This is a genomic window from Pirellulaceae bacterium, assembly GCA_029243025.1.
In the GTDB taxonomy this organism is placed as follows: Bacteria; Planctomycetota; Planctomycetia; order Pirellulales; family Pirellulaceae.
On the sequence record JAQWSU010000017.1, the window covers coordinates 120,012 to 133,090 of the forward strand.

At 52.5% G+C, this 13,079-nt stretch carries 13 protein-coding genes; 7 read left to right on the forward strand and 6 right to left on the reverse strand.

Annotated elements, in window-relative coordinates:
- Positions 1 to 201 precede the first annotated feature (201 nt).
- A complete protein-coding gene (locus P8N76_07450) occupies positions 202 to 564 on the forward strand; it encodes a hypothetical protein (GenBank protein MDG2381492.1) in 363 nt (120 codons plus the stop codon).
- 423 nt (positions 565 to 987) lie between these two features.
- Here the strand turns inward: P8N76_07450 and P8N76_07455 are convergent, their stop codons facing one another.
- Both P8N76_07455 and P8N76_07460 read right to left on the reverse strand, forming a co-directional pair.
- Positions 988 to 2,046: a hypothetical protein gene (locus P8N76_07455; GenBank protein ID MDG2381493.1), complete on the reverse strand. Its 1,059-nt coding sequence runs from the start codon at positions 2,044 to 2,046 to the stop codon at positions 988 to 990.
- Positions 2,047 to 2,243: 197 nt separating this feature from the next.
- Positions 2,244 to 3,830 carry an AI-2E family transporter gene (locus P8N76_07460; protein ID MDG2381494.1) on the reverse strand — a complete coding sequence of 529 codons (1,587 nt, stop codon included), beginning with the start codon at positions 3,828 to 3,830 and terminating at the stop codon, positions 2,244 to 2,246.
- A gap of 236 nt (positions 3,831 to 4,066) precedes the next feature.
- Here P8N76_07460 and P8N76_07465 point away from each other — a divergent pair, with 236 nt between their 5' ends.
- The 4 genes from P8N76_07465 to P8N76_07480 all read left to right on the forward strand — a co-directional run bounded on the left by P8N76_07465 (position 4,067) and on the right by P8N76_07480 (position 8,221).
- A complete protein-coding gene (locus P8N76_07465; GenBank protein MDG2381495.1) occupies positions 4,067 to 5,008 on the forward strand; it encodes a lysylphosphatidylglycerol synthase domain-containing protein in 942 nt (313 codons plus the stop codon).
- A 120-nt stretch (positions 5,009 to 5,128) separates the two neighbouring features.
- Positions 5,129 to 6,217, forward strand: coding sequence for a glycosyltransferase family 2 protein (locus P8N76_07470; protein ID MDG2381496.1), 1,089 nt, complete (start codon positions 5,129 to 5,131; stop codon positions 6,215 to 6,217).
- A complete protein-coding gene (locus P8N76_07475; GenBank protein MDG2381497.1) occupies positions 6,210 to 7,562 on the forward strand; it encodes a hypothetical protein in 1,353 nt (450 codons plus the stop codon). The genes P8N76_07470 and P8N76_07475 overlap by 8 nt, the downstream gene beginning before the upstream one ends.
- A 14-nt stretch (positions 7,563 to 7,576) precedes the next feature.
- On the forward strand, positions 7,577 to 8,221 hold the full coding sequence (locus tag P8N76_07480; protein MDG2381498.1) for a hypothetical protein: 645 nt from the start codon (positions 7,577 to 7,579) through the stop codon (positions 8,219 to 8,221).
- Here P8N76_07480 and P8N76_07485 read toward each other — a convergent pair.
- Together P8N76_07485 and P8N76_07490 are read right to left on the reverse strand one after the other, a co-directional pair.
- Positions 8,194 to 8,448, reverse strand: coding sequence for a winged helix-turn-helix domain-containing protein (locus tag P8N76_07485; GenBank protein ID MDG2381499.1), 255 nt, complete (start codon positions 8,446 to 8,448; stop codon positions 8,194 to 8,196). The two genes, P8N76_07480 and P8N76_07485, sit on opposite strands and share 28 nt — an antisense overlap.
- A 200-nt stretch (positions 8,449 to 8,648) precedes the next feature.
- The gene (locus tag P8N76_07490; protein ID MDG2381500.1) at positions 8,649 to 9,095 is read right to left on the reverse strand and encodes a hypothetical protein; all 447 of its coding nucleotides are present in this window, start codon (positions 9,093 to 9,095) and stop codon (positions 8,649 to 8,651) included.
- Positions 9,096 to 9,417: 322 nt separating this feature from the next.
- Between P8N76_07490 and P8N76_07495 the strand changes: the two genes are divergently transcribed.
- On the forward strand, positions 9,418 to 10,350 hold the full coding sequence (locus P8N76_07495; protein MDG2381501.1) for a tetratricopeptide repeat protein: 933 nt from the start codon (positions 9,418 to 9,420) through the stop codon (positions 10,348 to 10,350).
- Between the two features lie 149 nt (positions 10,351 to 10,499).
- Positions 10,500 to 10,760, forward strand: a complete 261-nt coding sequence (locus P8N76_07500; protein MDG2381502.1) for a hypothetical protein — start codon at positions 10,500 to 10,502, stop codon at positions 10,758 to 10,760.
- Between the two features lie 40 nt (positions 10,761 to 10,800).
- Here P8N76_07500 and P8N76_07505 read toward each other — a convergent pair whose 3' ends face one another.
- Entirely contained in the window at positions 10,801 to 11,772 is a 972-nt protein-coding gene (locus tag P8N76_07505; GenBank protein MDG2381503.1) for a CNNM domain-containing protein, read from the reverse strand.
- Positions 11,769 to 13,046: a CNNM domain-containing protein gene (locus P8N76_07510; protein MDG2381504.1), complete on the reverse strand. Its 1,278-nt coding sequence runs from the start codon at positions 13,044 to 13,046 to the stop codon at positions 11,769 to 11,771. Before P8N76_07510 ends, P8N76_07505 begins: the two co-directional genes overlap by 4 nt.
- Positions 13,047 to 13,079: the final 33 nt, after the last annotated feature.

Genomic DNA, 13,079 nt, shown 5'->3' on the forward strand with positions numbered 1-13,079 from the left:
GCCCAACCCGAACCGGTTGGGCGTTTTTTTATTGCCACTCAGCAACTCTTTTAACATCCGCGGTTGCTAGGCAACCACGATGTATCGACTCCCAGTCATTTACCTCTGCTTTCCAGCAACTGCAACTCAGAAACTTAAGTCAATTCGTTTCCCGTTGCCCGAAATGATCAACCTGCTGGAACTCTGATCGCGGCAAACCAAGTGGAGAATCTCATCCCGCTTCAAATCAAGTCGGCTGGTGGATACTTTATTCCTGACAATCAAACCCCTGGCGTACCCCTACCTCCGCTCGGTGCGCCCACAGCCAACAAGCTGTTCGTGCTAAAAACAGGCGAGTTTAACGAAATCAACTTCGAAAATGTCGGAACTCCTGGCCTGAAACTCGAGGAGCTGCAGGATGACATGTCCATTTATGACTCGCTGAAATACGGCGGCAGGCTCGCTGGCGACCGGTCAGACCCGTCGAAAGGCATGGTCAGCATGCTGGTACCCAAACCAGGCACTGCCCTTTTCTGCGGTCTGGAACTGCTCGCGTTATCCTGTTTCCGACGCCAGTATTCTTAAAAATGCCGCCGTCTGCCCGGAGCGACAGCGATTTCCCGAAAAACGATTACTAACGTTAACAGGGAATCTGACCGCATCTGTCATTACGTTCTGAATCGACGCATTCTTCAACGGCGTTTGAAATTACGACCAGAACTGACAAACGGGAAAGACCCACTGCATTCCGATGGGCGCCAACCATTTCAGCAATCGAATCGCTGCCAGCTAAGGAACCAGAGACAAGCGGGCGAAAGACATCCCTGCCCAACACGGCAATCAAAGGTGACTGCGACCAGAAATCCGGGCTGAGGACAGTGAAGAGAAGCCAGAAACGAGCGGCAATACCGGCCATTCACGCTTAAAACAAACCGCCAGCTTGGCAACTCTTACTCGAAACCCTTCCGAGGAGCTTTAACGACTGAGGCTCCTCACGAATGGACCTCTTCAGCCAACGAGATGCTTTGCTGATTCGCGACGCCGCTCTGACGAATCAGAACGCACGCCATTTTCCTCGAGCTTTTGCTCAAGCTCCTGAATCTCATCGGCAATATCGTGGTATCGGCCATGGATATCAAAAGCAATCCAGCCTAAATAGACGTTGAAACCAATTGAGGCAAACAGTCCCAACATGGTCAACAATAGCGGCCACCAGCGATCACTGCTCTCCTCCGTCACCGAAGTTACGACGTCCACTTTGGCCGCGAGTTCGTTTTCAGTTGTTGTTTCTTGCGTCCCAGGCAACGGTTGGGAATCACCACTTCGATTTGCAGCGGCTGGATCCGGGTTTTTGACCGGAACAACGGCGGGTATCTCGTTTGGAGGCGGCGAAATATACTGCTGACCCGAGAACGAACCCTGCGTCACTCTGCTTTCAAAACCTACCTCACTCCTCGTCACCGTCGCCCTCGATTGCGGGGCCACATTCAACGGCGGAGCGGGCCCCAAACCCTGGGGTGGACCAGCTCCCACTGACGGATTCGCGGGCAGTCCACCAGAAATCGAATTGACCGATCCACGACGAAGCGGCTCGTTCGCCACCGAGGCAGAAGGCGAGACGATTCCTGCAGGATTCCTTCCTGAAAGGGCTGCTGCAGGCCCAGCAAGATATTTAGTCGGCGGAGGCGGAGGCAGATCGAGCCCATCAGCGCTCCGCAAGGCTGGAAAGCCGGCATGTGATCTGGAAGGCGTACCGGGCGGTGAACGCAAGGCGTTTTCAATATCAGACCAGTCTGTATTGACCGGAACTGCCGCTGGAACACCGGTAATTGGATTGGTCGCCATCACACCGGGCGCTGTTGGGTTTACAGGAAAACCGGGCTTCGGATCCTGAGCAACCGAAACGGTTGGCAAACCCTGGGTGACCGGCGGAGCCTGGTAAACAGGTTGAGCCGCCGGTGCCGACGGTAACTGTCGCGTCACCACCGGACCAGATATCTGAGTCGATTGCCAGCCGCTACCCTCAGCGGCCACGGTACAAATCAGCAGCAGTGCCATCCCGGCCATGCACATCGCTCCTAGCATTTCGCTGTCCCGGCATTTGAAATAAGCCCGGCCCAACGACATCGATTCCGAACAATCCTGACTGGCTTCCCAGATGGTATTCTTTGATAGCGTCCTCTGTAAATACAGATTTTCGCTAGCGGCCTCTAAATAGGCTTCCCATTTGGGAATCTAGCGGGCACTTTAGAAGCCGATGCAGCTCAACCATTCTTGGCATTTTCACTTAATTCAGCGGTTGCAGGCGTGAGCGCGGTTAACTCCTGATTGAGAATATTCAACAAGGCCTGTAAGAATGAAACAACCATCGGCCCCACAAGAATGCCAATCGGCCCCAGCGCCTGCACGCCCCCCAGCACACTCAACAAAGCTAACAAGGGATGTAGTTTCGATTGTCCATGCAGGACGTACGGCTTAACGATATTGTCGGCCATCGAAACGATGGTGGCTCCGTAGATAAACAGGACGATTGCGGCAGGAAACCGCTGCTCAACAAAGGCGAGCCAAAATGCGGCGGGCACCCAGATCGCAGCGGCGCCGACAAACGGAACGAGCGCAAACAACATTGTCAGCATCGTCAGCAAGACAACGGAATCAAGGCCGGCAAAGAAATAGCCCAAACCGGCCAGAAACCCCTGAGCAACAGCAGACAGTAAGGTTGCGAGAACGACCGCACGACTCACCGAATCAAATTCGGTAATCAGCTGTAATTCATAGCGATCATCAAGGGGTGACAAACGCATGAGTGTACGGATCATGCCCGGACCATCCTTAAGAAAATAAAAGATCGAGATCGTCATGATTGCCAAGCCGAGCGCAAAGGAGCCGACAATTGCGGTTGCTTGTCCGGCCACTGAGGTAATAGAGCCTCGCAGCTGCTTCTCAAAGGACGCCCGCAATGTTTCAATCTGTCTTGCATTGGGGTTGGCGAGTTCCGTCAAACCGCCCCAAAAAGTACCTCCCAGCAAATCAATTCGAAAGGAATCGTAGCTCGCTTTGAGTTTCATGTACTGGGTTCGCAAGCCGGCCACCTGATTTATTCCAGCCTGCTGTGCATCGAGATCGGCCTGCCCCCCTGCATCCTTTTCTTGATCCAGCTTTGACGAGATCGGCCTCTCCTCCAAATAAGCAACCGACTCTTCCAACGTTTGGACCATCTCATTCAGTGGTCGAAATGGATCGTCCGGTGCTTGTTGCATTAATCGCCGAACCCTTTGCATCTCAACGGAGTCCTCCGGCGACGCATGCTCCGACAGCTGGGCGGCAATTTTTCCCAACTGCGCTTGCAAGGCTTGAAGTGCATCGCGAACAAATCGCACTTGGTCGACCTCTGAGCCAGAGGTTTCTGCGGGCGACGACAAGCGATCCGGCAAAGCTTTGACTTGCCGAGTGACTTCCTGCAACGCATACGTCGTATCGTTTGGCCGTCCACTGAATTGTGCAAATGGAATACTGAGCCCGACACGCCGCCGAAGCTGTGATAATTGAGCTCCGGTTTTTTCCAACACATCTCCGCTAACGGCATCCAACCCTTCATGAACAGCCAGCGCTAACACGCCACAAAAAGGCACGAGCACAACGAGCAATATGGCGGTGGTGGTCAGCCCAGCTGACAAATACGGGCGTCCTTTAAACCGATAAAAGACCCACGTGTGGACGGGGCGAAAAATCACCGCTAACACGGCGGCCAAAAACAACGGTAACAGGAAGCCAGCCATGACACGGTAAAGAAGCCAGCCCGTCACGATGATGATGACGAGCAAAATAATCAAAGATATCCAGCGTGACATTTGTACTGATCTCATAGGCAAAGGGGCCGGGTGGCTGCGGACAACATCTTTGGCGATGAACGTAGCAAGCAGGATTCAACCGCACCAGCCTAGTATGGAAAAGTCGGAAAGATCTCACAACCTGAAGATCATCTTGTCGGTATAACTCAAAGAGGCCACAATACGCCGGTTGGCAAACAAGAAAAGAATCCATCCCGGCATTTCTGCATACTCAGAAATCAAGGCAGCAAATCGGTTTGAATAAACGCAACTTAATCGCTGCATTTCGTTTCACCGTTGCCGCGATTGTCCTATTCTTTCTTTACCGGGCGGTCCAGGACGCATGTCAAAAGCTGACGACTGAAGACGGTTTTTCGTTGAGTGAGATTCGCCTGCATTGGTTAGCGGCTGCCGGCCTATTCTATTTCGTTGGCTTGATACCGATGGCGATCTACTGGCATCGGATGCTGCACGCTTTCGGGCAATCACCCACTTTGATGCAAACGCTTTCAGCCTTCTATCTCGGGCATCTCGGAAAGTACGTTCCGGGCAAAGCCATGGTGGTTGTAATTCGAACCGGTTGCCTGAAAAAAGCCAAAGTGAATGCAACCGTTGCTGCAGTCAGTGTTTTTGCCGAAACGCTCACCATGATGGCCGTCGGCGCATTCTTGGCGGCGGCGATTCTAACAGTAAGCTTTTTGGATCAGCGATGGTTAATCGTCTTGGCCATCGCCTTGATGACCTTGTCAGGTGTGCCGACCTGGCCACCCGTTTTCCGCTGGCTGGTCAAGCGACTTCGAGTAACAAAGATTGAACCAGAACTCGAAGCGGCGTTGGAAGGGTACACCGTACGCCTCACGCTGTTTGGCTGGCTGGCAAACGGAATTGGCTGGTTCGTTCTGGCGCTAAGCCTCTGGGCAGTCCTGCAGGCCATCCCGCTGGATCCACCCCTTGAATCGTTACCGGAAATTTGGTTCCGCTTAACGGCTGCGATCTGTTTAGCGGTTGTAGCGGGCTTTTTGTCACTCTTGCCGGGAGGCATTGGTGTTCGAGAAATCGTACTTGACGAGTTGATGGTCGAGCCATTCGGCCGTTTGGCGGCGATTGTTTCAGCTGTTTTGCTTCGTTTAGTCTGGCTGATGACGGAGGTCTTGATATCGAGTATCCTGTATCTATGGATGAAATTACGCTCAAACTGACGAACTGCTTGATTTCATTCGTAAAGGTGCAGCGCCGATCCCCCCTTTCTTTTTCCGTGGCCAATGCTTTTCCCACCGACTGGCCATTAACAAATTGATGAATCAGTGAGGCCCGTTGTCATGCTATCGATCGTGATTCCCGTCCTGAATGAAGACGAGAGTTTAGTTCGCCTGCATGCCGAATTATTGGATGTCGCGAGACAGCATGGATACGAACTCGATATCATCTTCATCGATGATGGTTCGACCGACAATTCCTGGCAAGTCATCAACCAGCTTGCGACAAGTGACCGACAGGTTCGCGGCATTCGCTTTCGCAGAAACTTTGGCAAAGCTGCTGCTCTCAGCGTAGGATTCTCGGCGGCCCGAGCAGACTTGGTCATGTCGATGGACGCTGACTTGCAAGACGATCCCCGTGAAATACCTCGCATGCTGAAAAAGATCGGTGACGGCTTTGACGTTGTCACGGGCTGGAAACGCACGCGACATGATCCGTGGCACAAGGTCATACCATCTCGTGTCTTCAATTGGATGGTAAGTCGAATGACGGGCGTTGTGCTGCACGACCACAATTGCGGCTTCAAATGTTATCGTCGCGATGTCTTTCGAGAATTGCGACTCTACGGCGAGCTACACCGGTTCGTTCCTGTGCTGGCTGCTGCACGCGGATGGCGTATTGGGGAAATTGAAGTCAATCATCGCCGGCGACAACACGGCTATTCGAAGTACGGACTGCTGCGGATCCCCAAAGGATTCTTGGATCTTTTGACCGTCAAATTCCTGACGGGATTTGGCCAACGCCCTCAGCACATGCTGGGTACCTTAGGGCTTGGCTTTTTCTTCTTGGGATCGCTCGGTATTGTCACGTTGACTTTAGCCTGGATCGTGACGCGGCTTATCCCGGGAAGTGAGAACGACGTCCACCTGACGGATCGAGCGATTTTCTTCTATTCGCTTGGCTCCGCAATCCTGGGTGGCCAGTTGATGTCGATCGGATTTTTGGCTGAACTGATGACCGCTTTTCACGGCCGCGAGGTCGACACCTATTCGGTATCTGACCGTGTTGGTGGCGAATCGAGCTGGCGATTGAGTGATGATCGAGCCAGACGTGCAATTGAACCAAGTACGCCTCCCACTCGAGATTTGGCAGGTGGGCCGCACATCCCTCTGAGAAAGCAGAGCGAATCGTCGCAGCAAAAAAATGAGTGACGAATTTGAGGAACACAATTCGCTTCGTTATGCCATCTACGCTCTGCTGATTGTCATTACGATTTCGACAACAACGGCCCGCATTCTTTCCGCCTGCGCACCCGATCGCCTGACTCCATTTTTCAGCGCAAATGACCGCAGTCGCTGGTCAACAATAAGTGCGATCGTCGATCATGGCACCTTTGAAATCGACGAAGTTCGCAAGCGTCCCGGTTGGAAATCAATCGACATGGTTCGACACCCAGGAGCCGATGGCAAAGAACATTACTACTCCAGTAAGCCGCCTCTTTTCCCAACCTTACTTGCTGGGGAATACTTCCTGATCCGCAACATTTTCGGCGCAAACCTACAAGAGGACACCTTTTATATCGCTCGCATCATGCTCGTCCTAACCAACGTCATTCCGATCTTGGTCATGCTGCTACTGATCATTCGCTGCGTCGAGTTGGAGGGGCGCACTGATTTTGGACGAATCTTTGTCGTCACTTGTGCTTGCTGGGGCACCTTCCTGACCACGTTTTGCATCACGCTTAACAACCATTTGCCTGCAGCCATCTGCGTGATGATCTGCGTGTTCTGCCTGTTTTCCATCTGGCGCAGCGAAGCGGCTCATCCAATCTATTTCGTGGTCAGCGGATTTGCAGCCGCGTTTGCCGCAGCCAACGAATTACCGGCACTCTCCTTTTTAGCCGTTTTCGGAGCCGGCTTGTTCTGGCTCTCCCCTAAGAAAACTCTCCTCGCATTCCTTCCTGCAGTGGCCCTGGTCGCGATCGCTTTTTTTGCTACGAACTACGTCGCTCATCAAAGCATCCGCCCTCCCTACGCACACCGTAACCCGGGCGACAATTGGTACGATTACCCCGGCAGCTACTGGATGACTCCTCGCGAAGGCGTTGACCGCGGTGAATCTTCCCGAGCAATCTATGCCTTTCACATACTAGTCGGACATCACGGCATTTTTTCGTTAACCCCGATCTGGATTCTGAGCTTGATCGGCATTTGCAATTGGATCCTACAACGCGATGACCTCATGAAGCGGGGAGTCGCGGCTGGAACTGTGTTGCTAATGGTTGTTTGTCTGACCTTTTATATTTTGCGGCCAGAAATCGACCGCAACTATGGCGGTGTGTCCAGTGGATTTCGCTGGATGTTTTGGTTCATTCCCCTGTGGTTAATCACAATGATTCCCACTGCTGACTGGTTAGCTGATCGTCGTAAGGGGCGTTGGCTCGCCATGGGACTGCTGGCTATCTCAACCCTTTCGGCACAGTTCGCAGCTGGCAACCCTTGGTCACATCCTTGGATCTATCAATACCTGACAGCAATTGGCTGGGTTTCGAACTAGAGCAAAAATAAAACATGACGATCAATCCTTACCAGACACCCCAAGAAACGGAGGTCTCGCTCCAGACAGTTTCGGCAAAGATGAGTCACCACGGCGTGGGAAAGACATTGCTGCGTTGGAACATCATTTGCGGAGTGAGTTCTATTCCAAGCTTTTTACTCGGGATAAATTTCTGCGAGACATCGACTGCCATCGGCGCAATGCTCGTCGGCATCTTGCTGTTTGCACTTGCCTACACCTACCTCGATCTTCGTCTGTTTCGATCCTGGAGAACCAGCAATCCAGCCTTTCGACGAGCGATGCTGACAAGCTTTGGCGTGCGACTCACAGCTTCAGCCCTGTTTCCCATCGGCGTCATGGCCGATGTGTGGACAGGACTAATCAGCGTCACAATTGTTAGCTATGCGTCCCAAACGCTGAGAGGGATCAATATATTTCCCGGGTATGGCAACAACACCCAGTCGGTTAGCAGTGTCGTCGGAATGGAACCAATCGCAGTCGGTCTATGCACCGTGCTTCAAGGAATCTTCCTCAGCATCATCCTGTTTACATTCATGACGATCATTTATTACGTACTGCTTTTCTTCGGTTTCTCGGCGCAGACGCAAACATCGAACGGTCACGAAACAGATCAGCAGCCGTTTTTGAGCGAAACTTGACGGCTGCGACGCCCCTCCTCAATGCAAACTTTTTCTTCACGCGCCAACCAACCTACCGCTTGCTGCACTAAGTCTCGGGGTGCCCCGACAGTACGCACAAGTTTCGCTAATGACATCGGACCTTCGCTGTGCAACACGTTCCAAACAACGCCGGCCGTTTCACCAATTTGGTCAATGACCGTGCAAGAATCCTGCAACGAAACTGAATCGGAAGTTACCGTAGACATGGAAAACTGACTCCTCGCGATTCCTTGGATCATAACGATTCAACAATCCATGCGTCGCCTAAAATCACTCCCCAGATTTGAAGCCAGAAAACGATCATCGACGTCGCAACCCGAGTCGACTGCCACAGCGAAAAGATCCGCTCGACAACGACCCGAAGTGTATCCAGGACGGAGCCCATGAGGCAAGCTCAATCGGGCGCCTAACTCTCCCAATCTACGTCGCCGTATCGACCTCGCAAGAAACTGAGCGAAATTGCGTCAAAAACGGCCCGCAATTGATCAAAATCCCGACTTTCTGCCTGATAGAGGAGGACTTGAGAGGTATCTCCCCCTTCTGCCGCGAGAATTTGGGCAGCAATCAACAGATCCAGACAGCAAAAATGGATTTCATAGCCGGTGAGCGTTCTTCCCTCGACAATCCGTTCGATGGGCTCCGCCTCGAACTCTTCATATTCAGCCCGCATCGTTTCGAGCACTTCGGCCGCCATTTGAGTCGGATCCCGTCGATCTTCGCTCACCGACCAAAAAGCACCGTCGGGACTGTGCACTGACACGGAGCGAGGCAGCTCGGGCTCCTTGTCCCCTGAAACCTCCCAGTTATCCGGGTAGGCGAATTGAATTCCCATCTCACTAAATTCAGCTGTCATTGTCAGCACCTCGCAGCAAGCAATTCATTTTCTGTATGGTATCCCGGGCTTCCAATCAGGAGAAGGAGGCACCGGTGCTGTGAGCGATAGTCGTCCCATGCGCCATTGCCGTTTTCCCGTTGTGCTGCTATCGTTCGCCACGTTTCGGTGAATTTTGAGTGTTTCGTAAATTCATCAAGCCACGATCCAGATCCGGTTCGAACGATCCGATGATAGAACGAACGGACAAAAGGCGAGTCGCCGACACGACGATTTTCATCCTTTTTTCATTTTCGAGAATCGAGAAAACAGTCAACATCTTCGGCGGAAAAACGCACGATTCATGAACTCGACCTGGAATCATCGCCTGACAAGTTGGCTATTCCGCAGCGCGGCTTGCTGGCTAGGTCTTCTGCTATTGATGGGGTGTGCCAGCCTGCGCCCGCGGTCGCCAGTCGAGCGGGATGTCCTGCTGGCCAGGCAGCTATCTCAACAAGGGCTTGATGCACTGGACCGAGGTCAGATTAAACAAGCCGAAGATCATTTTTCCGAAGCGCTGGATCGTTGCCCTGCCAACATCAATGCTCGCTGTCACTTGGCCGATTGTCTCTGGAAACGAGGAGAGAGCCTGAATGCGATCGAACAATTGTCTGATGCTTTGGCCATCTCAGAGCATGACGATACCCAAATCTTGATTCGACTCGGGCAAATGAAGTTCGATGTGGGAGAAAACGCCGAGGCGCAAAAACTCGTCCACCGGGCATTACAAGCATCCCCGGAAGCCCCGGCTGCTTGGCAACTGGACGGAGCAATCAAACATAAACGAAGCGACTGGCCGCAAGCCCTCGCAAGTTACCAACGCGCCTTGTCCTATCAACCCAACGACGCAGAGACACAGCTGGCGGTGGCGGAAATCTATGCCGATCTTCAAAGGCCTGGTCGGACGCTGTCGACCCTGGACCGCCTTGAGCAACGAGTCGTGCCGGTTCAACACAGGCAACGCATGCTGACACTGAAGGGGCATGCCTTGCACGGCCTGAGCCGTTATGAAGAGGCAAGCGACGCACTTCTTGCCGCGATTGAGGCCGGTGAACCATCCCCCGAACTGCTTGCCAGTCTGGCAGAAACTCAGTTTGAAGCTGGCCAGTACCAGCAAGCCCGTCAGACAATTCGTCACGCGTTGCCAGTGGTAGGACCAGAACAAACCGCATTATTGCAGCGACTGATGACAAAAATTGCTGCGAATGAGCATGCAGGAGGGAATCGTGTGCGTTAAGGGGCTTCCTTTGACCACTGATGAACCCACCCTCCTAACGATTGTGATCGCCAGCCGATGATCACGTTGATCTTTTTTTGACTCTCAGCGAATGAAAACGTAGGTTTTCGTACACAGCACCTCTAGGATTACTTGCAAGGGATAAAGCTATGGCAGATGCGACGATTCCATCGACTCCAGGCTTCGTAGACCGACGAAACTACGGCTCCAAAACAGTTGCCCCGGTTGTCGAGCGACGCCAGTTCACCAACAGTCATTCGGATTTGTCGCCAAGAGCCCGTGAATTGGCACAAGCCATTGACGAGTACAAACTTCACCATCGACGCCGCTTCATCACCTACGAAGAAATGCTTGCCATCATTGAGGAACTTGGATACCAAAAGTCTCAATCGGTCGTCGGAAGTTGCTAAACAGTCGAAACGATCGATCGTTTCACACAATCAGTCCCACTTATCGCGTGGGACTGACTTCGCGCAACAAGATCTCCACCAGCGATTTTGCGTTAAGCAAGCCGGTGGTGCGACCTTCATCGTCCACCAACCGCGCAAGCAGCTGATCCGCATCCTGCAACCGAGTTAAAGCTGAAATGGGCGTCTCGGTATTCGGAATCTCAAGCAGCTCTTGTACGCTCTCAATCGCCTCTCCTGGATCCAATTTCAGATCGAGGATATCAACGTAGCCAATTACACGACGTCCACGGGCTTCGGTGACCAGGATCGTGGGAGTCCTTTGCCGGTTTGCCAACCGATAGGCCTCGCGTTTGGCAGATCCGATATGCACCGAGGGAAATCGGGTTGCCGCCGTGGAAAAACGCTGAAGCGGTTGCATAGCCATTGACATCATCGCTTGGGCTAATTGTCGCTGAGCCGGACGGAGGATGCCAACTTGATGGCCTTCGTCGAAGACGCGTTGTAACTCCTTACGAGCGAGCGAGAGTTGCAACCGTTCAGCCGACTCGCCTAACACATAAGTTAAAGCGCGCCCCAACAACCAAAGTACCGCTGAAACCGGCATAAAAAGGACGGCACAAAAAACGAACAGTGGGCCCGTCAAGGAGAGCAAACGGTTGGGAGCTTGGAAAAACAGGTTCTTCGGGAGCAACTCGCCATACACAAATACAAGCGGAGAAAAGACAATCGGCGCCACCACCGCCACCCAATCTGATTCTCCGAAGTAGCGAGTGCTGGCTAATACGATTGCCAAGGAGGTTAAATAGTTGGCCAGATTGTTTCCGATCAGCGTGGTCGCGACGAACAACGACGGATTATTTGTCAGCCATAGCAAACTTCTTGCCGTCAAATCGCCGCTCATCGCATCCATCGTCAGCCGAACACGAGTCGCCCGATAGAACCCTGTTTCAGATCCACTGAAAAATGCGCTGAGAAAAACCCCCACCAAAAACAGCACGACAGCGAAAATCATGCCTGCCCCTCCTGCTCATCGACGCGAGTCAACTCAACAGCTATTTGACCATCCACTTGAATTTGCACGACCTGAAAAGAGAATGGCCCCCATTCACATTGATCACCGGCCTCGGGCATTCGTTGTAATGATTCTTGCACGACACCTGCGACAGTGACAAAAGAAGTATCCGGAAGCTCCACTTGGAAAAATTCTTCCAGCGCGCGAAGATTCGTAAGTCCCGACACTTGCCACAAAGCTTCAGCAATTTTCTCGATTGGCTGACGCTTCAATATCCGCTCGCTCCGACTGGAACGAGTTGTGAAAGCCACGTCAAGAATGTCGCGTCGCGTCATGACACCGATCGTCTCACCTAATTCATTCACGATCACGGCAACATCACACTGACTCGTTTCCATTCGCTGTAGCACATCGGCAACCGTTGTACACCAAGGCACATAGACCGCCGGTTGAGCGTAACGTTCTAAGTGTTCCTCGTGAACCTCAAACATCGATCTCAACTCTAACGCTGAAACGATCTCATCGCTGTCCATTTCGGTGATAAAAAGATAACCACTTGGTGGCAACTTCTTCCGAACACTAGCCAAGCTGACAGGCGGACGAAATGTCACGAGCAGCGAGCGAGGCCGCATGCATTCGTCAGCACGGAGGTCAGATAACGAGACAACATTGCGTAGCACATTCCGTTCTTGTTCAATCAATTCCGCATTGTCGGTAGAAATCTCAATCGCGCGTGCCAAATCGGTGACCTCCAAATAAGGCTCGGCCTCGAACGTTGGCCAAATTAGGCGACGCGAAAGCAGATTAATCACCCGTAACGTCGGCATTAAAGGATCAACTACCTTGACTGCTGCAGAGAGAGGCACGCTGATTAATGCAGAAATCGCTCGTGCTTTCAGCACCGCGAAACTCTTCGGCAACATTTCACTCAGGAAGATCATCGACAGCAGAGCGCCGACGGTAAACATCAGCAACGCCGACTTCCCGACTCCAACCTTGTCCAAACGAAACCCGACGAGTGAGGCAAGTGCAAAATAGACAATGTTGACCAACAGATTCCAGAACAGAACGGCAGTCAGCAGACGATCCGGATCCTCCAACAAATCGGCAGCCAATCGCTGAGCTCGATTGCCATTTTTCAGAGCGGAGCGTTCAGGTGCTCGCAACGAAAACAAAGCTGCTTCACTGGCGGAGAAAAAGGCCGAAAAACCTATCAACACCGTCATCGCAAAGAGCAGCGGAGCAGATTCCAGCAAGGCACTTAAGAACGTCACGACGTTTTTACGCTAGGCAAAGGCTGCACTAGG